Raw genomic sequence first — 25,771 nt, 5'->3', positions numbered from 1 at the left:
GGAATGAATATAATTATCGCTGATGATGAAGAGTTTATACGGCTAGGTCTTGAGAAAATATTAACTAAAATGGATCTGGATCTTAAGGTGATTGGCTCGTATAGTAATGGTATGGACGCTTGGACGCATATCTCGAAGCTGGGAGATGGCGAGCTGGATGTGCTTATTACCGATATAAAAATGCCCATGATGGACGGATTGAAGCTCATTGAGCATTTGCGCGGCAAGCGGATCGCAACGATTGTGCTCAGCGGCTTTAGTGATTTTGAATATGCGCGGAAGGCTTTGCGATACGGTGTGCGAGATTACTTGCTGAAGCCAGTCGACAAGGCCAATTTGTATGAGCAACTGATCAAAATTAAGCAGGAGCGAAGCGATCTGGCGTCGGATTATAAGGGTGAGACTGCTGTTAAGGCGGCGGAGCCGTTGTCGAAAGAAAAGGAGCATCATGTTATCGAGCAAATGAAAGTGATTTTGGAGGAGGAATACGGTAAAAATTTTGAAATGGAGCGAATCTCGGAAACGGTCGGTATGAGCGCCAATTATTTGAGCCGACTTTTTAAGCAGGAAACAGGCATGACGCTAACCGACTATTTGATCGATATTCGTATCGAGAAGGCAAAGCAGTTTTTAACCGATCATCCAAATTTGAAAAACTATGAAATTTCACAGCTCGTCGGGTATAGCGATCCGGTTTATTTTAATAAGCTGTTCAAGAAAATAGTCGGAGAAACGCCCAAGGATTACAAGGGGAAGCATCGTTAGTTACAGCAGGCAGAGGGATGGAGAAGGCAATGACAGAAAAAGCACTGAGAGCACGAAGCGGAGTGGGAAAAGGTCTCGCCAGCACGTTTGAAAATGCAGCATTAGAGGAAAACGCAGGACCGCTCAAGTTTTTGTTGTCTCTGTATAAAGGCAATTTTGCCAACCTGTTCATTTCATTATTATTTTTGTTGATTAAGAGTGCTCCGATCTATGTGCTGCCTATCGTCACGGCGAATATTATTAATATCGCGACGAATCCTGCTGAGCATTCGATCAACGGCATATGGATTAATTTTTTCATTATTCTGATCGTCATCCTGCAAAATATACCGACGCATGCCGCGTACATATCCTTTCTCAGCCGTGCGGTAAGATACGTTGAAGCGGGACTAAGGAGCGCGCTTGTAAGGAAGCTTCAGCAGTTGTCTATTAACCAGCATCGTGAGCTGCCTGCGGGCAAGCTTCAGTCGAAGGTGCTGCGCGACGTTGAAGCAGTGGAGATGATGTCGAAGCAGTTCATGATCGCTCTTGCACCGGCAGTCGTAAACATTTTGGTTTCGTTTATTATTACACTGAACAGTAGTCTAGTCGTTTCGTTGTTCTTTGTACTGACCATTCCGATGTCGATTACGATTGTGACGATATTCCGCCGCAAAATACGGAAGTCAAACAAGGAATTCCGCAAGGAGATTGAGCAGATGTCCTCACGTGTGTCGGAAATGGTCGAGATGATTCCGATAACGAGAGCGCATGGGTTGGAGAAGGTGGAGATTGCCCGCATAGACTCCACGCTGCGCAATATTCAAGGCAAAGGCTATCGGCTTGATTTGGTAGAAGCATATTTTGGCTCTACGAACTGGGTGACGTTTCAAATCTTTCAGGTGCTTTGCTTGATCTTTACAGCGTATCTTGCTTATAACGGAGAAATTCAGGTCGGCGATGTCGTTATGTACCAAGGCTTCTTCGCGATGATTCTAGCATCGGTTACCGGTCTCATTAACATTTATCCGCAAATAGCAAAGGGAATCGAATCGATTCATTCGATTAAAGAAATATTGGTATCAACCGACATAGAAAATAATAGCGGGAAGAGAAAGGTTGATGAGGTTCGCGGCGAATTTACTTTTGAGGGTGTTGAGCTTTCTTATCCTGGGAGCGAGCATCATGTGCTTGAGGATGTTACGCTAACTGTGAAGGCTGGCGAATGCATTGCTTTTGTCGGCGCATCCGGAGCGGGAAAATCTACGGTGCTTAATCTAGTTATTGGTTTCCTGCAGCCAACAGGCGGGAAGGTGCGAATGGATGGCATCGATTTGGCGGAGGTTGATCTGCGCAGCTATCGCAAGCATTTGGCGGTTGTGCCGCAGACGAATATTTTGTTCTCGGGAACGATACGCGACAATATTACTTACGGTCTTCGTGAGATTACGGATGAGCAAATCAATCGTGTGGTGGAGATGGCGAATCTGTCCGAATTCATCGAGCAGCTGCCTGATGGCTTGAATACGATGGTGGGCGAGCATGGCGGCAAGCTGTCCGGCGGGCAGCGTCAACGCATCGCGATCGCCAGGGCGCTTGTCCGCGAGCCGAAAATTATTATTTTGGACGAGGCGACCTCAGCGCTTGATAATGAGTCGGAGTTCCACGTACAAAAAGCGATGCAGGAGCTTATCAAGGAGCGAACGACGTTTATCGTCGCTCATCGCTTATCAACGATTCGTGATGCCGATCGCATCGTAGTGATGAAGCATGGACGAATCACTGAGGTCGGTACATTCGATGAGCTGATGGCGAGCAAGGGTGAATTTTATAATTTGAAGCAGCTTCAGCTTTAATGAATGACAAGAACCACGGGTTACGGCTATCCTGCAGCTCTGCAGGATAGTTATTAGTTAAACTCGCAAAAACCTCCAAGCAGGCCCCTCAAAACTCCTTCTCCAACTGAACTCACTTAACCAAGTAACCATCTATTTTAATCAAGAAGATATGGCAGAGCCTATTGACCTTCGCTGCTATCCTGCACATTTGCATTAGAATAGACGGATTTCGGCTTAAGATGCACCTGGAAGGCACTCTATAGTGCAGCGGTGCAACATAGACACGGGGGAGCCGGAAAAACCAGCTTCCATCCTGCTAAAGTGCAGGATAGCATCTTCTGAAAGAACTAGAGTATGATGTTACTGAACATCTGGAGGACAGCCTGAATGACGCGGCCTGCAACAATCAGCGAGAGGTCATCTGTGTATGCTGCAAGCAGCTGCTGCGAAAAAAGGCTGCAAAACAAGGCTGGCGTAGCTTTTTGTTATGAATATGTTCATATTTTTATATAAGATATGAAAATTGTATTATTAAATAAGGAATGGTAATGGCTTATAATGTGAATATCATTTAATTTAATCATAATGAGGTGCTGATATTATGCGTAATAAGCTGAATTATACACCGCCGGCTAACGGCTATCCGGAGTGGAACAACAATCCCGAAATTTATCGTCTGAATCGAATGGATGCCCACGCCTCGTTAATGCCCTTCGATACGCTTGAAGAAGCATGGGAGGGAACACATAACAAGTCCTCCAACTATTTGTCGCTAAATGGCAAGTGGAAATTTGCGTTTGCAACAAATGCAGAATCACGTATCGCTAACTTTTATGAGGCTGATTTTGACCATAGTGATTGGGACAGCATTGCAGTGCCTGCACATTGGCAGCTTCAGGGATATGATTACCCACAGTATACGAATGTAAGATATCCTTGGGACGGCAACGAGGACATCAAGCCTCCCTTTGCCCCTACCGCATATAACCCAGTTGGCTCCTATGCTCGTACGTTTACGGTGCCTGCCGGCTGGGATGGAAAGCCTGTATTTATTAGCTTTCAAGGCGTGGAATCGGCTTTGTATATTTGGCTGAACGGAGAGCTTGTTGGCTTTAGCCAGGATACATTCACGCCGTCAGAATTCGATTTGACTCCATATCTGACAGCAGGCGAGAATAAGCTAGCCGTTGAGGTTTATCGCTGGAGTGATGCAAGCTGGCTGGAGGATCAGGATTTTTGGCGTATGAGCGGGATTTTTCGGGACGTTTATTTATATACGACGCCAGAGGCGCATATTTACGATTATTTTGTCAAAACAGAGCTGGATGATCAGTACCGTGATGCCGAACTTATTATTGATGCTAAGCTGCTAAATTATTTTGGTAAGCCGCTAGGCGGAATTACAGTGGAGGCAGCCCTTTATGATGCAAATCGAGAAGCGGTGTTCCAAGCACCATTGTCGCTTCAAACAGCGATTGACGGCGAGGAGCTGACAGTCGTTCAACTGCGCGGGGCTGTACATAATCCGCTCAAATGGAGCGCGGAGCAGCCGAATTTGTATACATTGATTCTGACTTTGAAGTCAGAGACTGGCGAACTGTTTGAAGCAATTAGCTGCAAGGTTGGCTTCCGGAAGTTTGAGATAAAGGATGGCCTAATGCAAATTAACGGGCGCCGCATCATGTTCAAAGGGGTTAACCGTCATGAATTCTCCTGCGATACAGGCAGAGCCATTAATGAAGCGGATATGATTAAGGATGTAGAGCTGATGAAGCAATATAACATCAACGCTGTACGTACCTCGCATTATCCGAACAATTCGCTTTGGTACAAGCTTTGCGATGAATACGGCCTGTATGTTATTGATGAGACGAATCTAGAGACGCATGGCGCTTGGTCCTATGGACAGCAGGAGCTGGGCGAAACGGTTCCGGGAAGCCGTCCAGAATGGACCGGCGCGGTGCTGGACCGTTGTAATTCGATGTTCCAGCGTGACAAAAACCATGCGTCCATCGTCATTTGGTCGCTTGGCAACGAATCATTCGGCGGAGACAATTTTATTAAAATGCATGATTTCCTGCGTGACGCTGATCCTTCTCGTGTCGTTCATTACGAAGGTGCTTTCCACTTCCGGGAATCGGATGCGTCATCGGATATCGAAAGTCATATGTATACAAATCCACAGGGTGTCGAGCAGTACGCCCTTAATAATCCGCAAAAGCCATTTATTTTGTGTGAATACAGTCATGCTATGGGCAACTCCTGTGGTGGTCTACATGTATACTGGGAGCTTTTCGAAAAATATCCGATTCTGCAGGGCGGGTTCATCTGGGATTGGATCGATCAATCGATTCGAATTACAGATGCCGACGGTGTCGTGAAAATGATGTACGGTGGAGATTTTGGCGAGTCGCCGCATGATGGAAACTTCTGTGGAAATGGCATTATTTTCTCTGACCGGACCGCGTCTCCTAAGCTTCAAGAGGTGAAGAAGGTTTATCAGAATGCAAAATTCGAGGCGGTTGATTTGAAGCGCGGCGAGCTGAAGGTAACTAACCGTCACCTATTCCAAGCATTAGATCACTTTGAGCTTGCTTGGCAGGTTGCTGTCGATGGCATCACCGTGGAGTCGGGTACAGTAAAAGCGGCTGCAGCACCAGAAACAGAGGAAGTTTTGACGATCCCCTACGCGCTGCCTAATCTTTCAAGCACGTCGCAGGAGGCAGTTCTAACGGTTCAGCTCCTATTAAAGGAGCAGACGCTTTGGGCAGAGGCAGGACATGAAATAGCCTTCGAGCAATTTGTACTGCCAGCGCCAGTTGCGGTTACTGTTGGTCCAGCAGCGGCTAAACCGGCTGTCAAAATAGAAGAAACGGCAGCAGCGCTGCTTGTTAGCGGCGAGAGCTTTGCTGCACAGTTTGACTTGGCAAGCGGAAGTCTTGCTTCCTACAGATGGAATGGAACAGAGCGGCTGCTGCAAGAACTGGCGCCGAACTTCTGGCGGGCCTATACGGACAATGACCGTGGAAACAAGCAGCATGAGCGCTCTGCAACCTGGCGTGCTGCCGGAGCCGAACGTATACTGCGTGCTATGAGCTGGGAGGCTGAAGCAACCAGTGTAACGGTACGCGTGCAGTACAGCTTGCCGACAACAGCCGAATCCTTGCTGTCTCTGATCTATAAAGTGAGCGGCGACGGGGAGATTGAGGTTTATGAAGAGTTGCAGCCAGGCAAAGGCTTGCCGGAAATTCCGGAGGTAGGCATACTATTCCAAATGCCAGCACAATATGATCAAGTGAGCTGGTATGGCCAAGGCCCGGATGAAACGTACTGGGATCGTCAAACTGGCGGGAAGCTGGGGCTATATGCTGGCAAGGTTCAGGATCAGCTTGTTCCTTATATTCGTCCTCAAGAATGCGGAAACAAGATGGACGTTCGTTTTGCTTCGATAACAAATGAACAGGGTGAGGGACTCGTGCTGAAGGGCGCGCCGCATTTTGAGCTGAATGTACTGCCGTATACGCCGTCTGAGCTGGAAGCGCATGACCATATTCATCTGCTCCCTGTGAGCGACAAAACAGTCGTTCGCGTCAATCATAAGCAAATGGGTGTTGGCGGACATGATAGCTGGGGACAGCGTCCAGAGAAGGAATATATTCTATATGCGAATCAAGTGTATACACATCGCTTCACCATACAAGGCGTTTAATCAAGGTGAAACGGCTGTCGCCGTCCTTGGCGGCGCTGCGCGTTTCATTCCGGAGAAATATAGAGATAGTATGGCGAAATGATATACTTTCTCTATATTTAAAAAAGAGAGGCTGGTTTCCGTCTGTCGACGGACTTCCAGTCTCTCTTTATTTAATGTAAATGCCGCCGAATGGCAGCACCTCGCGAAGAATTCTTTTGATAAAACCGCCGTTTTGCAGCTGCTCCTCCAGCTCCGCATCGCGTGAGCCTGTCTGAATGAGCACAGGGCCTGTCCCTCTAATTTCCCACTGCACATTCATATGCTGACTGGCAAGCTTGTTGCCGTAGACGGACAGCTGAATCGAGGCATGCTCAGGGTAAGCTACGAGCGCCCCAGTCTCCACATATAGAGGACGATCGGGCTGAAGCTGAATGGATTTAACGTCTCCTGCTGTAATAATGCCGAGCATCCCTGGACCTGAGAAGCGCATGCGCACAAATTCCTTCGTAATCCACGCGTTTTTAAGCTTCTGAATAACGGATTTCAGCTTCATGCCGTCCGAGAAAAAGATGACATGCCGAAAGTCGAACAGCAAATCGCTTTTCTCCTCTATTCGAACCGTTTCAAGCGAGCAGCCAGCAGGCAAGCCTAGAATAAATTCAGATGGACCGGAGAGCACGGAACGAATCCAGCGCTTCTTGCGGTACATGCCGGCAAAATCCATGAAGCGGTCCTCGCGATGCTTGGGATCGCCTTGATAAGCAATGATTGATTTTGGATGCAGGACATGAAGCTTGTCCGCTATCTCAAGGTGGACATGCACATGGCCGATCTTGGCGGGGATATCTATATTCATCCGCTAATCCCTCTTCCGCCTGAGCTTCTTTGCTTGCGCCATACCGCATACCGCCAAATGCGTATCGATAGGATATAAGCAAGGAATACGACTACGATAATAATGACCGTGTTGATTAGCTTACTGATGAAGGATTGACGATCCTGCTTCATTTGCTCCATCTCCGCCTGCATGCTGGCATTCTGAGCAATAAGCTGCTCATTTTGCTGACGGAACTGCTCATTCTGCTCAAACAGCTCTTGCTGCTGACGTGCATATTCGGCGGCTGCCTTGGCTGCCTCCTCTGATTGCTGACGAGATGCTTCCATTTGATCTGCCAAAGCTTCCTTGGCTTTAATATATTGCTCTTCCAGCTCGCTTATTTTCTCTGGTGTATTGTAAATGTCCTTGATTCGGTCAAAAAAGCCGGCATATGCGGTAGGTTGAGGTATCGATATGAGAACAAATGCTAAGAAGCATACTAGAACGAATGTTTTCCAAATAGGCTGTCGCATCATAGTCTCCCTTCAGTTTTTCGACATACGAGGGGGGTGATGCTTACATTTTACAGCCTTTCTCGACAATAGTCACTCTTGTCTTTGATGCTTGTATTGGTAAAGTTATATTTTCGCGGGAAAATCTTGTTTTGCGGTGAAATTAGAAGGCTTTAATTGCTATATGTCCTTTTTCAGATAATAATGTGAATGTCCACCCGCATTTTGAAGAGTTCCAAACACCTCATAACCTTGTTTTTTATAAAAGTCCAATGCTTGAAAGCTTAGTGTATCCAGTTTTATGAAATCGCATTTTTTTTCTTTCGCTAATTTTTCAGCTTCTGCTAATATTGCTTTTCCATAACCTAGTTTCCGCTGATCTAATTCAACAAAAAGATAGTGCACCTCCATCCAGTTCCAACATATCTCCCCAACAAGCCCACCATAGATTTCCCCATTAGTATCTTTTAAAAACAGATTTACGACTTGGTAACGGCCCTTTAAGTCATCTGGGAAATGCTGCAAGTTAAATTCAATCATCTTGTTTATGACATACTCTTTGTCAGTTTTATTCGGCTCATGAGATATGTACAATTCCATTGTTGTCACTCCAGCTCCTTATTGGTGCTTACCTGATATAAAAGAAGGAATAACAGCATCCTGCCGTTATTCCTTCTTTAATTATTATCTTACATACAAGCGGCTGGTTTCTTCCCATATGCCGCCTGGCTCAAGGGAGACAAGTCCGATTTGATCAGCTGGCAGCTTAACATTTGGTGCGTTGACAAGATTTAGCTGAGGCTCAGGACAGAAGAAGCCGGCCGTTGCATTGTTATTCCAAATCATCCACTGCTTGTAGGCCGTGCCTACGTCGTATACTAATGATACGTTGTTGCGAGTGTCAGTCAGCACCATAGCGTTGCGGCCATTTTGCGGCTCAGATGTATAGTGGTTATCCATCGCTTGCCAGATTGGCGAGATACCTGTCGTCTTCATCGCCTCTTCATCCGCGCTTAGCGGCTGATAATTGCCTGTTGGCAGCATACGCTCATTAAGCTCCCAGCGCTTTCCAGTGGTTAGCGTGAAGCGATAGTCCTCGACTGTGCTGTTTGGTGCAAATGGAGCATTGATAGCTGTGTGGAAAGCGAGCATACAAGGCATTGCATCTGTACCTTCATTATGTACGGATACTTGCTGCAGCAATCCAGAATCATTTAAGCTATAACGAAGCTTAATCGTGAAGCGATGCGGCAGATAGGTATAGATGGGGTGAGTCTCATTGATTGAGATTTTGAGGGACACATAGCTCTCTGTCTTAGTTGTACCGAAATCCTCAACGCTCCATGCTGCCGTATGGAAGAAGCCGTGCAAGTGATTGCCGGTTTTGGCTTCGTTTACAGGGAAGTTATAGGTTCTGCCATTCCAAGTAAAGGTGCCGTCCTCATAGCGGTTAGGCGGGAATAGAACAGGAATGCCGTGAATACCAGGATTTGCTCTAAAATCATTCATTTCTTCAGCAGAGGGTTCTCTTAGAAATGTATATTGGTTTTCTTTATCACGGAATGCGATAAGGTTGGCTCCAATTCCTGGAAGCACTGCTGCTTCATAAGCGCCCCATTGCAGCCAAACTGCTTGCTCATCATAGAATAATTGCTGAAATGCTTGTCCTTGTGTCGACATAGAAATCCTCCTAAAATATCATATTCAACCTAAGAATAGCAGGACAGAGAGAAACAAACAACCGTCCTTATCCCACATGCTGTGGAATAAGGACGGTTGTCTGCGGCTTATGGCGTTATGCGCAAATCTTTGCTCGACGCTCGCTGCGAGAATAGCTGCTGAATAACGTATTGCTTGCGGCGATTAACCGTGACTTGCTTTGAATCAGAAATGTCTGATCCGAAGTAGATCGTGCCATCGGCGATCGTCTTGATTTTGCCGATATTAATGTAGCAATTCGAGCTGATCTGATAGAAGCCCTTTTCGCTTGTGAGCTGTTCAATTTGCTCGGCAGTCATTCTTTTCTTTATGTTATAGTTTCTGCCATGGAAGCTTACGAGCCCTTGAATACCAAGCTTGAAATAAAGTACATCCGACTCAAGATCAAAATCCTCATATACGTTCCGTTCACTCAGTACAACATTCACCATCTCAGTTTCCCCCTTTAGAAATGTGAATCTTGATTGTTAGCGCTTACATTGTAACATGTCACAATAGTATTTGTGAAGTCTTTTATAAAAAAAAGACATTGTCTGCTGAGACGGCATGTGCTATGGTCACTGTAATGCCAAAACGACAGAGAGGTTGGGTGCGAATGAACTACTCAAATGAACTGAAAACATCCAGCGAGATCCTTTATATAGGGTCCTATGGAACGGCTGAGGAGCCGACCGTCCACGTATGTACATTTAATAAGAAAACAAACGAGCTTGCCATTATTCAGCGTGTTACAGGCTTGGAGAACGCTTCGTATGTGGCGCTGCATCCAAACGGAGAGCATTTATATGCGGCAAGTGAAACCGGAGTGACAGGAGAGGCTGAGGGAGGCTCAGTTGCGGCGTATGAAATTAATGAAGCAACAGGGCTTCTGAACTTAACGAGCAACCGCTCGCTTACGCATGGCGCCCATCCTTGCTATATAAGCTTGGATGCCGCTGGGAAGACACTGTTCACTGCTAATTATACTGGGGGCAATGTCGCGGCATTTCCGATTACAGCTAGCGGACAGCTGGAGGCTGCTTCTTCCGTTCAGCAGCATGTGGGCGAGCTGGGGCCAAACGCAGCAAGGCAGGATGCGCCGCATGCGCATAGTATCGTACCTCTACCTCATACGTCCTTCGTCTGTGCGGCTGATTTGGGAGTTGATGCCATCGTTGTCTATCGTTATGATGCTGAGCGTCATACGATTACTCCGCATGGAGTCAGTAAAGTTCACCGGGGAGCCGGTCCGCGGCATCTGATCTTCCATTCCAGCTTATCCGTCGGTTATGTGATGAATGAGCTGGATTCCACGATTACGCTGTTTAAGGTAGATGCAGAGCTTGGGGAGCTGACAGCTGGGCAAACCATTTCTGCGCTGCCGGCTGGGTTCGATGGCTATAATGATGCGGCAGATATTCATTTAGGCCCTTCAGGCAGATATTTGTACAGCTCCAACCGCGGACACAACAGTATTGCGGTGTTTGCTGTGGATCAGCAGAGCGGTGAGCTTGAACTGGTCCAGCATATCGATTGCGGAGGAGAACAGCCTCGTAATTTTGTCATTACGCAGGATGGAGGCTATTTGCTCGTCGCCAATCAGAAGAGCGGCACTGTTGTAGTGTTTGCTGTAGATCCAGAAAGCGGGCGGTTAACGAAGACCGCTTCGTCGCTCGAAGTACCAAGTCCGGTATGTATTAAAATCCCAAAATCCTAATTACCTGCATGATCCGAAGACGGAAATGAGGTATTTTCGTTAAGAAAGGCAGGTCCTACTCACAATGTCAGCATCACCCGTAACGACAGGCTTGAATAAAACAGCCATGAAATCTGCAACCGTATATGCCATTTTAATTTGTATTAGCTCTGTTCATTTAATGAATGACATGATGCAATCCGTCGTGTCTGCTTTATTCCCGGTGTTGCAGCAATCGCTGAAGCTCAGCTTGGCGCAGATTGGCTGGATCGCTTTTACGCTCAACATGACTTCCTCCGTTATGCAGCCTGTGGTGGGCTTGATTTCAGACAAACGGCCAGCGCCTTGGATGCTTCTTGTCGGAATGTTCTCTAGTATGCTTGGGATGGTCGGTTTAGCTTTTGCGCCGAATTTTTATATGGTGCTGCTTGCCGTAGTTTTCGTAGGGCTTGGTTCTGCTGTATTTCATCCAGAAGGCTCGCGCGTCGTACATTTGGCAGCTGGAAATCGCAGAGCGTTCGCTCAGTCAATCTATCAGGTTGGCGGCAATTTCGGGAGTATGCTTGGACCGCTTATGACGATGCTGATCTTTCTGCCGTTCGGGCAGAAGGGCGCCATATGGGGAACAGCGCTTGCTGCTACCGCGATTATCATTTTAACAAAGGTCGTACCTTGGTATAAAGGACAGCTAGCCATACAAACAGGGAAAATTCAGCAGCGAAAGGCCGCAGGCCATATAAGACCAGTCCTTGCGCCAAAGGTCGTTGCATTTGCACTAGCAATCCTGTTCGCGATCGTATTCGCAAGGTCTTGGTATGCTGCCGCAATCGGCAACTTTTATCAGTTTTATGTAGTCGAAACATATGGCTTAACGATCAAGCACGCGCAGATCCCATTGTTTTTGTTTTTAGCCGCGGGCGTGGCGGGTACCTTCTTCGGAGGCATTATGGCGGATCGAATCGGCCGCAAAAAAATGATGCTCATTTCGATTTTAGGAGCGGCGCCCTTCGCGCTGCTGCTGCCGCATTTGCCTCTTCCGATGGTATATCCGCTTATCGTCGTTCTCGGTTTTATTTTGCAATCCGGCTTCTCAGTTAGCGTTGTGTATGCGCAGGAGCTTATGCCTGGCAAGGTAGGAACAGCATCAGGGCTTATTACCGGACTAGCGTTCGGTATGGGCGGTCTCGGTGCTGTAGTGCTCGGTTACTTGGCGGATTCGCGCTCGCTCAGCTTTGTTATGTTCGCCTGCAGTGTATTGCCGCTCATTGGACTATTGGCTATAATGCTGCCGCGGGATCGCAAGGAAGCTTGAGGCTAGTGATATTAATCCCTATACAAACAAGAAGCCACTCCACGCTATGGAGTGGCTTCTTTGCATAGAGCGCAGCGCAAAAAAACTATACTTAGGATGTCTTCTACTGCAAAAAGCACACTGCTTATCATTCACTACCTGCTACTTTCTACCATAGTGCCGCGTAATGCTTCACATTCTCTAAATATGGTCTAACAAAACATAAATGTAAATATCTGGATGATTGTTCGTTTATAATGGAGGAAGCTTATGTTTTGTTGAAACTTGGGAGAGGAAGATGAATAGGGTGAAAATATTTAAAAGTGAAAAAGGCAAAGATCAGGTGCTGAATTCATATAATCGGCTACTTGAAATGTGGTCGACAGAGTTCCAAGAGCATGATGTGGAAACTGAATATGGTACAACTCATTGTATTACTGCAGGAAGCAAGGAGAAACCTCCACTTCTACTGCTGCATGGTGTTGGAGATAACTCGGCAGTCATGTGGGCATTAAACATAAATGAAATATCTAAACATTTTTATTGCATAGCCGTTGATACAATGGGGGGACCTGGCAAAAGTGTTCCAAACGAAAAGTTCAGAAAAAACTCGTTTAACCAAGTTGAATGGATAAACCAAATTGTCGACCATTTTAATATTGATAACTTTCATATTGCGGGAGTATCAAATGGTGCATACATGGCCTATAATTATACGACCGTTAACAGCAGTAGAGTAAATAAAGTCGTTTGTATGGAAGGTGGAATGGTCACTAATCCGCTAAAGACGATGATTCAAACGCTGCTAATGATGTTTCCGGAAATATTGCTTCCAACGAATCGGAACTTACTTAAAATATTGAAGAAGCTAAGTTCTCCCGTTTCCAAAATATTTGATGAATACCCATTGCTTGCGGAGCATCTAGTTCACTTAATGAAAAATCATAATCAACAAGCGATGTTTGTTCATAAAACGGTTAAGTATGACGAATCAATAGGTAGTGCTGTGAAAAACAAACTTTATTTTCTAATCGGAGATCATAGAATTGATATTGGAAAACACTTCATTGAGATTTTAGATAAGGGAGGCTTTTCCTACAAAGTGGTGCCTAATGCGGGGCATGGAATCAATCTTGAACAGCCTGAAATAATTAATAATGAGCTAATTCGGTTTTTGAAACAGGAGAACATTTGATCAGCCCATGAACTAGGGTACTCACGTCTAACCTAGAGGTATATTTCATACAAATAGATCTAGCGGGTATTTTCCTTGGGGAGGTAATGATTTGTCAAATGTATTTGTCGATCGTTCATTAGACGAAATAAGATTTTGGTCTCGTATAATGAGGGAGCATTCACTTTTTCTGAAACTTGGTTTTAGATGTGAGGATACACAATTGATTAACGAGGCGAATCAGTTTTATTCTATATTCGAAGCCATTGAGAACAGAGCGAATACATTTGATGCAGGAACAGACCCTCATACCATTCAGCGCTTTAATGTAGAGGTTCATACGGCTGCTTCCCACATATGGGCATTTAAAAGGAAAGTGCTTGGTTTAATTTTGCAGTGTCAGCTACCTGGAGCAAATAACTTTCCTTTATTGGTGGATCATACAAGCAGAGAAGCATTTTATTTTAGAAATCGACTGGAGCAACTAAACGCTGGAAAACTCGATCCTTTGCCGGATGCTATTATCAATGAAAATGTTTTCTTCTTAAGAATAATGGCGGATCATGCAAAATTCATTGGTCATTTGCTTGACCCTTCTGAGAGGAAATTAGTCGATCAGGCCAAACAATTCAGCGATGATTTTGACCAATTATTATTTCAGGCTAGAGACTTGGATTCCATGCGTCCTCAGTCTCAAACTGCACCATTGCTGGACCAGTTTCTAGACCAGAACAGAGTCTCAGTAAAATCATTGCGGGACTTTAAGAAAACGGCTCGTGACTTAATTGAAGCTTGCCGAATAAAAAGTATCATACATCCGCTGCTCGCAGATCACGTTTTCCGTGAGGCTGAAAGATTCCTATTCATCATCGACATGTTCGAAAATTCATTGACAGGAAAGCCCAACACTACAGCTCAATTTGAATTACATTAAAATAAGAAGCCGCAAAGGCATTGCGCCTAAATGCGGTTTTTTATTTTGTGTGACAGTTGAATTTATATAGACAAAATAATATAATGTCTATATATTAACCAAACGTATATAAGGAGTGTTTGAATAAATGGATTTGGATGAGCGTTTTTGGACAGCGTCCTTACAAGAGCTAAAGCAGGGTTATATCTACAAAGAAGCAGAAGGATATTTCTATTGTCTCATTTGCGGGGAGCAATTTGAGGATGGAGAGATTTTTCATGAGGAATCGTCTGGACGCTGGTATGAGGCCCGTAAATATGCGGCATACCACGTACTGCATAAGCATGGCTCTACTCTAGATTACTTGCTAGCGCTTGATAAGAAGCAGACAGGCTTGACCGATTTGCAAAAAGAGCTCATTCGCGGCTTTGCCGATGATTTATCCGACAAAGAGATGATGACACTTACTGGCGCGGGAAGCGCTTCGACGATTCGGAACCACCGATTCGTGCTGAAGGAGAAAGCGAAGCAAGCGAAGCTTCTACTCGCCATAATAGAAATGATGGAGCAAGGCGCAGTCGCGGCTCCGCGCTTTGTACCAGTGCACCGCTCTGCGACGCAGGTGGATGCTCGGTATGCGATTACTGAGGAGGAGTACGCAGAGCTGTTGAAGAAATATTTTCCAAACGGATTGGAGGGCCCGCTTGCCTCTTTCCCGCGCAAGGAGAAGCGCAAGGTTGCGGTGCTGCGTTTTATCGCTTCCAGCTTCCAAGAAGGGGTTCACTATACCGAGAAGGAAATAAATGAGCGGCTCATCCGTTTTTGGGAAGAAGATTATGTGACACTCCGCCGCTATTTAATTGAATATGGCTACTTGGACCGTGAGGATGATGGGCGTGCCTATTGGGTTAAAGGGATAATATTTAGTCAAGATGGATCTGGGCAGCATGAGGGTCAAGGGAAAGCTTTGCAGGGGATGCCGAAGGAAACTTCGAAGGAGAAGAAAAAGGAAAAAGCCAAACAAAAAGCAATTGATGCTGCCGAGGAGCAGGACGCAAGCCAAGGGGGAGTACAAAAAATGGATAAAGCAACGCGGAAGCAACTGACGGCGGAATATCAGGAGCGCGAGCGCTCGATGGGTGTTTTTCAAATTAAAAATAATACGAACGGAAAGCTTTATATTGGAGGCTCAACTAATCTGGATGCGCTGTGGGGAAAAGAGCAATTTATGCTGAACATGGATACACATGCGAACCGAGAGCTGCAGAAGGAATGGAAGCAATACGGTGGCGAAAGTTTCTCTTTTCTCATTCTAGAGACCGTTAAATTGGAGCAAAAGATTCGTTATGATTATAAAGACGTTTTGGATCCAAATGGCCGTCTGCCTGTTGATATGGTTCGCCAATATAAGCGGGAGGTCGGAGATTTAGTTGAGAAGTGGATGGAGAAGCTGAAGCCTTATGGAGAGAATGGCTATCATGGTGCTGCTGTTGATGGTAAGGACTAACAATTTTTTGTGGTGAGGGAGAGTGTTTAGACGGATGTCTGCTAAAGCAGTAGCGGGAGCGGGAGGCAGCTTGTTCCGCAACAAGTTTTATCAAACGATTTTGCTGTCAAATGTATTGCTGCAAATTGGGATTTGGGTACGCAACTTTGCTATTTTAATGTATGTGACAGATATGACTAATGAGGATCCTTTCGCGATCAGTATGATCGGATTCGTGGAATTTTTACCGATTTTCGTATTTTCATTTATCGGCGGGACGTTTGCGGATCGCTGGAAGCCGCGTCTGACGATGATATGGTGTGACTTTTTATCGGCCGCATCCGTATTTATCGTGCTGATTACACTGCTATACGGATCATGGCAGATGATTTATTTGGCGACGTTTGTGTCTGCGATCTTATCGCAATTCTCGCAGCCCTCCGTCATGAAGCTGGTTAAACAGCATATTCCAGAGGAACAATTGCAATCCGCGATGGCCTTGTTTCAATCACTCATTGCCATTTTTATGGTGCTCGGGCCGTCTCTAGGTGTAATCTCCTATCAAAAATTCGGTATTGAGATTTCAGTTGGTGTCATGGGTGTAGCATTTCTATTGTCGGCGGTCGTTTTGTTCCGTATACCTCGAGATCAAGAAGTGGACCGTACGGAAGCTGCGGTGAAAGATCATTTTTGGCAGGAGCTAAAAGAAGGCTTCGCTTATGTATGGCGCAGCCCAGTGCTTAAGGCGCTTGGCGGAACGTTCGCGTTAGCCGGAACGGCAGTCGGCATAGCACAGACGCTCGGTTTGTTCATCGTGCTGGAGCGTTTAGGGCAGCCAAAGGAATTTTTGCAATATGTACTGATGGTTAATGGAATTGCAATGTTTATTGGAGGCGGGACTGTAATGGTCATCGCGAAGAAGATTAAGCCGCAAAAGCTGTTGGCGCTAGGACTATTAATGAGCTCACTTTCGATGGTAGGCGTTGGCTTATCCACGAGGATTCCTTTAACGCTCGTTCTGCAATTTATTAGCGGACTAGGCTTTCCTATGATTCAAATCGGGATTAGTACAATGATTTTGCAGTGGACAACAGAGTCCTTTATTGGGCGAGTGAATGGCGTGCTTTCACCGATGTTCGTGGGGATGATGGTTATTATGACGCTTGTTGCCGGAACGCTAAAGCTACATTTTCCACTCGTAGGCATTTATTGTGTCGCCGGAGCCATAATGTTTATGGGGATGCTGCTGCTTGTTCCGCTCTTTAAACATAAGCCACTTAAGGTGCAGCTGGAGGCATAGGAAAATCGTATCGATTCATTTTATGGGGCTCGGTTGCTTGGAGATGTTGTCTCCTTGCGGCTGAGTCTTTTTTTGTTTGCAATAAAGTGATGCGGGGCTAGTTTCTAGAAAAAGATGGTTTTTTCCAGCATGATTCAGTAAAATATTGGTACATACTGCTTAGGGGGAAGCGTTTTGAAAAAGCCATTTTATATGCAAATGTGGTTATGGTTAGTCATTGTCTGTTTTGGTACAGGATTTATTATGAGTAGAACGACTAGCACTACTAGTACGGACGCGGCGCCTCTCTATTTGCTTACTCTCCTTACTTTAGTTAGTATTACAATATTCATGAATATTAAAATGAATCGGAGACGTTTGGATAAATCAATGGGCATACATGCAAGAGTAAAGGGAACCCATATCTATGGATTGCCTGTTCAGAATGGTACCCTCGTGGAGCTTACTGTGGAAAACGGCTTTGTCATGTTCAAAGCCCCGAATTTTAGCGCGAAAATAGATCGACATAAAATTAGAGTTGCTTCAGCTATGACGCAGAGTGATTTTGCAAAGCAAGAAAAAAGTGTTATTGGCAGGGCTGTCGTCGGCGGATTGCTTGTGGGACCAATGGGTGCTGTCGTCGGTGGTATGAGCGGGATCGGCACGAAGGACAAAAAGGGTGGATTCCTAGTTATTAATTATAAAAACGAGGTAGGAGAACTGGCTGCTGTAGTCGTGAATGTGTTTGTCATATCCTCTGCTATGCAGGTTGCACAGCAAATTAACCGAACAGCCAACGTCGGAACGATTAACTTATAAATGAGCGACCAGAGCACAGTGCCTTGCCTTAGTGGATAACAGGCTGGAGTATATTGACATATTTTGAAGTGTGAAGTAACATAAATTTAGTTGATACAACGTATAGCGAAGCACGCTTACACCCTCGGCTGAGGGAGGGGCGTGCTTTTTTTGTGTGCAATCAGCAGTGTTTTTGAATGAGTGGGCTGCTGAAAGGGAGTTATGGAGCTGTTGAAATGATGGAATGGATAAATTAGAAAGGATGAGAAAAGAAGGTAATCGGGGTGCTGAACAAGAAATATTATGAGGTTTATGTAAATATATGTTTGAATTTGACGATCCATAATTATAAACATGAGGAGTGGTTGAATATGCAAAAAATAAGACAACGAATTCTAACGATAGTACTAATAGTTATGATGGTGGCGAACTGCCAGACAGCCGTCGCAGCAGCTGCATTTGCCGATACTAAGACGCACTGGGCGAAAACAGAGATTGATGCAGCTGTGACGCAGGGCTGGATTAACGGCTACGATGCAAGCACGTTTAAACCGAATGCGAATATGACGCGAGCTGAGTTTTTGAAGTCGCTCGTTGTTGCTGTGAAACTCAAAGCTGAAGATATCGATACACCTTTTGTCGATGACAAGGGGTGGTTTCGCGCTTATATTGCTACTGGTCTGAAACAATCCATTATAAAAGTTGGCGATTACAAGGAGAGTAATTTCGAGCCGAATAAGATGATTACGCGTGAAGAGATCGCCCGCATGACGATTCGTGCACTCGGGAAAGATGCCGAGGGCGTAAAATCGGGGTATCTGGCAGTTGCGAAGAAATTGGAGATTATGAAGGGGTATCCCGATGGATCAATGGGTGGAGAAAAGAACGCGACTCGAGCTGAGGCGGTTGTGATGATTACTAATACGCTGATTGTGAAGAATCCTGTTGCGGTGGTGGTGGAATATCCAAAAACGAAAGAACAGATCAACACACTTATTCAATCTCTTCCAAGTTTCAAAGGGACCACCACGTACGGACATAATGGTGTCGTCTTAATTAATACAAAAGGCTCAGAAGATTTTTTTGATAATACTCTTGTTGTCGAATATAACATTGAGTATAAACAAACCAACATCATAATCGCTGATCCAACTGCTGATAATAAAGCAATTGTGAAAGATTTGCTTAAAAATTACTTTCCTACATCATTTGAAAAAGCCTATGCAAGTTATATTAAAGTAAATGATATGAAATTTGTTGAAGGAAAAAATTCTATTGTCACTAAGTATGATGGCCGCTCATTTGGTGCATATAAGGCCAATAATAATAAAAAGGTTACTATAGAAATCGGGGTGTAAAATCGTGATTGTTTCACTTGGAAGGAAACTACTACTTTTAACTTTGCTTATCATAATTGTTTTAAATACTTTTCAATATCAAACTGTTCTAGCAGCTAACAAATCCTGTCCTATCCCGTCCGACTATGATGTAAAATCTAAAATCCTAATAACACAAAATAGTATACCGACCTCTGTAAGTACAGCCAAAGGTGTAATGAAGTTAAACGGAAATTATTTATCTGACGCTTGCGGAATAGGGAAAAAATTAGTTGTTTATGGTACCCCAGACAATGTATCAGGTAACGAATATGATCAAAGCCAGTGGCGCTATCTAGGTTATGACGTTAATGGTACTGTCTTTCGAAATTGGCTCTTCCGGAGCGATTCCAGAGCAACATTACACGTTGCTAAAAACTGGGTGAAAACTCCTTGGTCTGATCCGACGATCAAGAATAAGGGTGTTCAATCAACATTTGAATTAACATCTCATCCAGACGCGAAAAAATGGTTAGAATCAATGTATGATCCTTATAATGAGTCACCAACATTCATTCAAAGCTATAATAAACGAACCAATAAAGGATGGACAGGTGATACACTAAAGGATTATGTGGTTATTCAACAAATACCCACAAAGTTTACTCCAGGCGTAATTCAAATGTGGAATATTTGGCAACCAGACGGATCTTACTGGTATGAAATGTTCTATATTCCTCCATTAGCCCCCTTGGAAGTTAAAGAACAACCAGATCTCGTTATTACAGATATTAAAACCGATCCTGTAGAAGCAGCTGCAGCATCATGGATTGGAGATAGTGTTACGGTACAAATTACTTCAAAAAATGAAGGTAATACAAATTCGGGTCCTTTCACTGTAGGAATCGTAGGGACAAGCATAAAGTCAGAAGTAATTTCCAATGTTCCTCCTGGGCAAATTAAAACCGTATCTGTAACAGTGTCCTCTACTATTTCAGGAATCATTAAATACACAGCCATGACCGATTTTGGAAAAGCAGTTACCGAATCAAATGAAAATAATAATACGATGCCATTTCAAATTGTATTTAGTAAGAAAAACGAACCCACCACACCAATAGCCATTATCTCGCATTTGGAAGGCGATAATCGCACCAAGTCAGAAGTAACGATTAAACCATCAGTAAATCCAACCCTCGATGATCTACTATCGTATTCGCCGGGCAAGGAAGCAATAACGATTCGAGAATGGAAATATACCAACCCTGCTGGCAAGACGATAGCAACTAAACCTGTAGCTAAAGACTTAGTCGTAGAAGGAAAGTATGTAGTAGAGCTTCGTGTTACCAATAGCGCGAAAAAGGTATCAGAGTGGACGAAGTTCATCATTAATGTAGCTACTTTAGCAACACCTAACCCAAGCACTACACCCGAACCAACACCTACACCAAGGCCGGCGATGAAAGTCGGTATACGTTTTGCACCTTCTGAGATTATTGCTGGAGAAACAGCATCCCTACTTAATAGCTCATCCGGATTCGATTCTTTTGTATGGGGTTTCTCTAACAACTTAGATTTGCTTCTAACAGACAAAAGTAAATATGAATACTATAATCAGCTTTTCACGCAACCGGGCACATACCATGCAACATTTAGAGCGAGTGATGATCGAGGAACAGATAGTGTTACAACTACCTTAACTGTAATCGATCCAAAACCTGTTGCTATTGTATCCGGACCAACAAAATTAATCGAGGGTAGAGAAATACCTGTCCCTTACCATCTAAACAACTCTTATACTCCGCTTGATAAGCGTGGTGTTAGCATTGATCACAGCAGAGATGAACAAAGATATAAAAAAGTTGGTGACCCATTATATACAATTAATTTTCCTACAGTTAATAATCTTTCGGTGGGGCAGTACATGCTCGAAGGTAAAGTATATGACACAACAAATAGAGTCAGCGATTGGTCCGATCTTTTAATAGAGGTGGTTCCAGATCTACCGCCAACGATTGAGGTTATTGCACCTACGGAAATATACCGAAATAACGCATTTATGCTCTTTATGGATGCTGAAAGCCCTGATTATGATTTGTTACAGCATTTATTGATAGAGGAACGTTATGATCACAATAATAATGGTGATTTCGATGAGGAATCGTGGACAACTCTATATGATGGAGTGTACAAAACCACTCATAGTCTAAGTTATGCTACTGTTGGCAAAAGGCAATACAGGGCTACGGTTACAGAGGACTATGGAAAAAAAGGAACATCGGCGTTTGTTGTAACAGACGTTCTCAACTATACACCTACGGTTAATTTTAATGCATTTGGTATTACCCAGCAGCCCGGGCAAGGAGAGGATAGCGGACCGCCGATAACAAACTATACTCCAGATTCTATATTCCGTTCTTGGGTACTAAAGAAACCTTACATCGGTGGAGACGAGCTAAAGATAGGGTGGAAGAGTAACCGAGCGTCTTTACAAACAAAGGACGCTGAGTTGATTAGTTTCGATCTTAAATATCCCAATGCTGGTATGGGGGCTAATGGCAGAAACAAGTATAGTTTGGCTTCTGATCTTGTAGCTAAACCTAGATGGTATATTAGTAAGGATCTTGGAGGAGGTGTCTTTGATAACAATTATAGTATAGCTTCCGAAACAATATTCAATAATAACCGTTTATACCTACTTACAGGACCGTATAATGCGAGGGTGTATGAAGAAAGAGACGCTGTAACAGGAGCATTATTGAGACCTGCTTTTACAATACAGAACCAAAGTGCCAATACTCTCGTATCATTACAAGCCGATGAGAGGTTCTATTCTTACGGTGTTGAGCCAAACTCCCAAAAAGATATTTACTTTGATATCCATAATAACAGAGGGGAAAAAGAGGAGTCTCATTCTATTCATATTGATAGTGTTGAAAATTTATATCCCAGCGTAACATTTCTAGGTTTGATTCCAGACCATAAGTCTGTTGTTTTTAAGGTTGAAATCGCAGATAACTACAACGAAATTGAAACTAGATATTATAAGTATAACGTCAAAAGTCGTAGCTTAGATTGGGTAACAACAGGTCCTAAAATAAATAGGTATTCTTTAGGTAACTTCACAGTTGAGTCAAAAATGATTGTTGCACCAAACGGAACTATTTATATTTCGGGAAAAGCTATAAGCAAGATAACTCCCAATGGTTCAAGGATAGATTCTCCATTAGTCATGGGTACCGCTGGCAAGTCGGAAATGTCTCTTAGTGATGATGGAAATTATCTATATAGAATGGGCTTGGGAGCGGTTGTAAATAGTGATTCAAAGAGTTATTTCACGGTATATAATACAAGCAATATGAGTCAAATTGCTTTATACACTTCTTTCAGGGAGTATAACACTTCAAATGGCAGTGGTGGATATGTTCCTTTAGTTAAAGAGGACGGTACTGTAGCGGTAGGAGAAGGTGAATATCTTTATCTTTTTTCTAAAACAGGTGCCTTTCTATTCCGAAGTATACCCGTTGATTCTGTAGGTTATTCATACCAAACAGGAATTCTTTCTAATGGTCAATTATTTTCTGTAGCCTTTGGGTATCCATATGTGGCAGGAGAAATGAGTAGATATGCGCTCCGTAATTTTGACACACTAACTAATATGGTAGTTGAACCTTTGTACACTGGAGTAGATTCTACTTATTGGGGTACAGGAAGGAACTATGTTACTCCTGTCTTGCCTAATGGTGCGGTTTTCTTAATTGCGCAAAAGAGATTCCCGTTTGTTGTTGTACCTTTCGTATCCGCTTCAGGAAAAACTAACGTCCAAGAGATAGATGCAGATACAGTAGGCATATTTGATGATAATTGGGGCGGATTGTTTTACGATGCAGGAAGTCGAATGAAAAACTACGCTTTAGAATTTAATGTTAGCGTAAATGATATTACTAACGATAAATCTATCGGTGCGGGAATTCAAATTCAAGACGAAAGAAACATGTATGCAATGGAATGGAGTAAAGATACTCTATCGTTTTATCAAGTAGTCTCCGGTGTGAAAACACTATTAAAATCGGCTCCTTTAACTCGATCGGCTTACAGCACGTATCCGATTAAAGTAGAGTCGATAAATGGTACGCATAGTGTTTACGTAAACCATGCAAAGGTGATTGAAGTAACAAACGCCACGTATTCAAGCGGATTCGCTGGGATTATCTCACTGGGCCAATCGAATGCTATATTCTCCAATGTAAAGAAAACGAACTATGGCGACACATACACGCAAGAAACGTATGACACCGTTCTCGTTAATGATCCGATTTCCTACGAGAAGCTTTTTAATGATATTGAGGAAGATCCTGTAGGTGCCGAAGAATGGAGCTATAGCCACAACCCGAATTTCTTTGAAAATCCGGAAGGTTTGAGCGTCCATAATGGCAATACGTATGGTTCAACGGTCAATGCATTGGAAAAAGCAGGCGTTTATGAGATCACTTATCGTGCTCAAGATAATCCAGGACTAACGGGATATCACAAATGGTCGGAGCCAATAACCAAGCTGCTCTATGTTCATCGCAGACCAGTAGCGCAGCCTGATGTTCGATTTACGGGGCTGGTGTTCGCGGAAGGCGAATCACTCGATTATGAAACGTATGACGCATCATACGATCCCGATATTGCACACATTTTATCAGACAAGCTGTTTAGAACAAGATGGGCCGATCAAACCACATGGACGACAGGAAAACGTGAGTACTACAATCGTCCGGGTGTAGAGTTGATTATCCAGGAACAAGTACGAGATATTCACGGGGCATGGTCCTATTGGGAGCAAACGATCGTGTATAAGGATGCTTTACCTGCTGTAAATCAAACGAAGCCGGTCATGACGATAACTGTACCAGCAGGAACGATGGCAGCAGCACCAACAACCTACGTGAAAGAGCCAACGATACGATGGACGTATTATGATGCTCAGAACGATCCACAAGAGCAATATCGTTTAACTCTAGCTTATGTCGATACAAATGAAACCATCTTGTCTATTGAGCATGAGGGCAACGCTCTAACGTATCCCGTACTAGAAGATACCATTCAGCAAGGGCGAGTGGTTAAAGTGCAGGGGCAGGTATACTCAAAAGGCGTTTGGTCTGCTCTAAGTAATATCAGATATTTTGTACTTAATCAGCCACCACAAACGTACTTGCTGTCCTTTAATGGTCCAGATGCCGTGAATCCCATGTATACGAACTCCAATCGGCCGCAACTGCGTGTATTCACCATAGATCCGGAAAACCATCCGACCACTGCTATAGATTATGAAGTGTATCGCGCATCGAGCGGAGCAAAGGTCGTCGATACCGAATCGGCAACAGCAGCAGCAAGCTATACACCTGCATCTCTCGCCGAAGGTCTGCATTACTGGAAAGCTCGGGCAAACGACAGCTACGTATGGGGGCCGTTTTCCGCGAATGGATTTTTCTTCGTAGATACGGTGAAGCCGGCAGATGTGAACGAACAGCTGGAGGTAGAACCCACGGCGGTTACTGTCAGGTTTAATGCCTTTAGTGATGCGTCGCCATCCTCGGGACATGCCACTAGAACATTCTATCTGCAGAGGGTGAATAAAGACGGCAGCGTATCAAACATCGACTTGAATGGCGATGGCGTAGCTGAGTACAGCACACCGCTGGCACTGAGTAAGCAGTCCTACCGGGTAGCGGGTTTAGTACCGGGACAAGAATATCGTGTTACGGTACTTGATTATGATATCGCTGGAAATGAAGGACACTATGCTTATATTCACTTCTCTACCAATCGCCCGCCGACAGGTGATTTTGACTGGTCACCAAAGCCGGTATATGAAGGTGATATGACGACATTTGTATCCAGTGCAGCTGATCCAGACGGGGATACGCTCTCTATTGTTTACGAGCTGACCAGTCCGCTGGGGGTAAAAAGCAGCTATGCTTATACTTCGAGTGCACAGAGCTATCCGTCAAGAGGACCTTCACTCCGATTGACAACGGTTGGTGTATGGAGCATGAAAATGCTCGTTAGTGATGGAATAGCTGAACCGATTATCGTGACCAAGACGATTCAAGTGCTGCCGCTTCAGCTTCGCGGTGCTGTGCTGCATACGGAGCTGTGGGATCAGCATCGCAAGAAGTTTAATCTGAAAGCATCCGGAAACGAGAATCTGCCTCGCGGTTATTCACTATTTTGGGCAGGAGAGAAGTTTGTTTTGGAGGCTGATACAACGTTGACTGGAACCGAGACGAAAGCGGATAGTGTAGCGGTACAGTTCGGTGAATATAGCACGACGCTAATATCTACAAGCAGCGCGCCTTCTCATTGGAAGGGAACGCTTTGGGACTCTTCATTCACCAAGCTGGCAAAGGGTCCAATCGAATTCACATTCACAGCCTATTACAACAATGGCACAATAGTAACCACGCAAGTTAACGCAGCAATTGATGGCCAGACGATAAATATTGTGAGTGTACACCGGGTTCAATAGC

General features: G+C 44.4%; 17 protein-coding genes. 12 read left to right on the top strand and 5 right to left on the bottom strand.

The window, feature by feature from the left end:
* Positions 1 to 3: 3 nt before the first annotated feature.
* The 3 genes from MHI37_RS23680 to MHI37_RS23670 all read left to right on the top strand — a co-directional run bounded on the left by MHI37_RS23680 (position 4) and on the right by MHI37_RS23670 (position 6,291).
* Complete coding sequence (locus tag MHI37_RS23680; protein ID WP_076338980.1) at positions 4 to 765, top strand: helix-turn-helix domain-containing protein; 762 nt, start codon at positions 4 to 6, stop codon at positions 763 to 765.
* 29 nt (positions 766 to 794) lie between these two features.
* Positions 795 to 2,600 carry an ABC transporter ATP-binding protein gene (locus MHI37_RS23675; protein WP_076338979.1) on the top strand — a complete coding sequence of 602 codons (1,806 nt, stop codon included), beginning with the start codon at positions 795 to 797 and terminating at the stop codon, positions 2,598 to 2,600.
* A 583-nt stretch (positions 2,601 to 3,183) separates the two neighbouring features.
* Positions 3,184 to 6,291 carry a glycoside hydrolase family 2 TIM barrel-domain containing protein gene (locus MHI37_RS23670; RefSeq protein ID WP_076338956.1) on the top strand — a complete coding sequence of 1,036 codons (3,108 nt, stop codon included), beginning with the start codon at positions 3,184 to 3,186 and terminating at the stop codon, positions 6,289 to 6,291.
* Positions 6,292 to 6,439: 148 nt separating this feature from the next.
* On the opposite strand, the gene MHI37_RS23665 is transcribed toward MHI37_RS23670, so the two are convergent.
* The 5 genes from MHI37_RS23665 to MHI37_RS23645 all read right to left on the bottom strand — a co-directional run bounded on the left by MHI37_RS23665 (position 6,440) and on the right by MHI37_RS23645 (position 9,752).
* Positions 6,440 to 7,129, bottom strand: coding sequence for an AIM24 family protein (locus tag MHI37_RS23665; RefSeq protein WP_076338955.1), 690 nt, complete (start codon positions 7,127 to 7,129; stop codon positions 6,440 to 6,442).
* Complete coding sequence (locus tag MHI37_RS23660) at positions 7,126 to 7,626, bottom strand: hypothetical protein (protein ID WP_144023772.1); 501 nt, start codon at positions 7,624 to 7,626, stop codon at positions 7,126 to 7,128. The genes MHI37_RS23665 and MHI37_RS23660 overlap by 4 nt, the downstream gene beginning before the upstream one ends.
* 156 nt (positions 7,627 to 7,782) lie before the next feature.
* Positions 7,783 to 8,202: a GNAT family N-acetyltransferase gene (locus tag MHI37_RS23655; protein WP_076338953.1), complete on the bottom strand. Its 420-nt coding sequence runs from the start codon at positions 8,200 to 8,202 to the stop codon at positions 7,783 to 7,785.
* A gap of 84 nt (positions 8,203 to 8,286) precedes the next feature.
* Positions 8,287 to 9,282, bottom strand: coding sequence for an aldose 1-epimerase (locus tag MHI37_RS23650; RefSeq protein WP_076338952.1), 996 nt, complete (start codon positions 9,280 to 9,282; stop codon positions 8,287 to 8,289).
* A gap of 107 nt (positions 9,283 to 9,389) precedes the next feature.
* Positions 9,390 to 9,752 (bottom strand): LytTR family transcriptional regulator DNA-binding domain-containing protein, encoded by a 363-nt coding sequence (locus MHI37_RS23645; protein ID WP_076338951.1) that lies wholly within the window; start codon positions 9,750 to 9,752, stop codon positions 9,390 to 9,392.
* 164 nt (positions 9,753 to 9,916) lie between these two features.
* Between MHI37_RS23645 and MHI37_RS23640 the strand changes: the two genes are divergently transcribed.
* The 9 genes from MHI37_RS23640 (at position 9,917) to MHI37_RS23600 (ending at position 25,770) form a co-directional block, all read left to right on the top strand.
* Positions 9,917 to 11,017 (top strand): lactonase family protein, encoded by a 1,101-nt coding sequence (locus tag MHI37_RS23640; protein WP_076338950.1) that lies wholly within the window; start codon positions 9,917 to 9,919, stop codon positions 11,015 to 11,017.
* A 64-nt stretch (positions 11,018 to 11,081) separates the two neighbouring features.
* Positions 11,082 to 12,308, top strand: a complete 1,227-nt coding sequence (locus tag MHI37_RS23635; protein WP_076338949.1) for an MFS transporter — start codon at positions 11,082 to 11,084, stop codon at positions 12,306 to 12,308.
* A 286-nt stretch (positions 12,309 to 12,594) separates the two neighbouring features.
* Positions 12,595 to 13,482, top strand: coding sequence for an alpha/beta hydrolase (locus tag MHI37_RS23630; RefSeq protein WP_076338978.1), 888 nt, complete (start codon positions 12,595 to 12,597; stop codon positions 13,480 to 13,482).
* 91 nt (positions 13,483 to 13,573) lie between these two features.
* Complete coding sequence (locus tag MHI37_RS23625; RefSeq protein ID WP_076338948.1) at positions 13,574 to 14,395, top strand: DUF2935 domain-containing protein; 822 nt, start codon at positions 13,574 to 13,576, stop codon at positions 14,393 to 14,395.
* Positions 14,396 to 14,522: 127 nt separating this feature from the next.
* Positions 14,523 to 15,881: a DUF2087 domain-containing protein gene (locus MHI37_RS23620; RefSeq protein WP_076338947.1), complete on the top strand. Its 1,359-nt coding sequence runs from the start codon at positions 14,523 to 14,525 to the stop codon at positions 15,879 to 15,881.
* Between the two features lie 34 nt (positions 15,882 to 15,915).
* Positions 15,916 to 17,160 carry an MFS transporter gene (locus MHI37_RS23615; RefSeq protein ID WP_076338946.1) on the top strand — a complete coding sequence of 415 codons (1,245 nt, stop codon included), beginning with the start codon at positions 15,916 to 15,918 and terminating at the stop codon, positions 17,158 to 17,160.
* Between the two features lie 174 nt (positions 17,161 to 17,334).
* Complete coding sequence (locus tag MHI37_RS23610; protein WP_076338945.1) at positions 17,335 to 17,958, top strand: hypothetical protein; 624 nt, start codon at positions 17,335 to 17,337, stop codon at positions 17,956 to 17,958.
* A 350-nt stretch (positions 17,959 to 18,308) separates the two neighbouring features.
* Entirely contained in the window at positions 18,309 to 19,295 is a 987-nt protein-coding gene (locus MHI37_RS23605; RefSeq protein WP_144023771.1) for an S-layer homology domain-containing protein, read from the top strand.
* Between the two features lie 4 nt (positions 19,296 to 19,299).
* Complete coding sequence (locus tag MHI37_RS23600) at positions 19,300 to 25,770, top strand: CARDB domain-containing protein (protein WP_144023770.1); 6,471 nt, start codon at positions 19,300 to 19,302, stop codon at positions 25,768 to 25,770.
* Position 25,771: the final 1 nt, after the last annotated feature.

Origin of the sequence: Paenibacillus sp. FSL H8-0548 (assembly GCF_038630985.1) — a bacterium.
Classification (GTDB): Bacteria; Bacillota; Bacilli; order Paenibacillales; family Paenibacillaceae; genus Pristimantibacillus.
The sequence above is the reverse complement of the archived record's forward strand: the minus strand, read 5'-3'. Positions and strand labels throughout refer to the sequence as shown.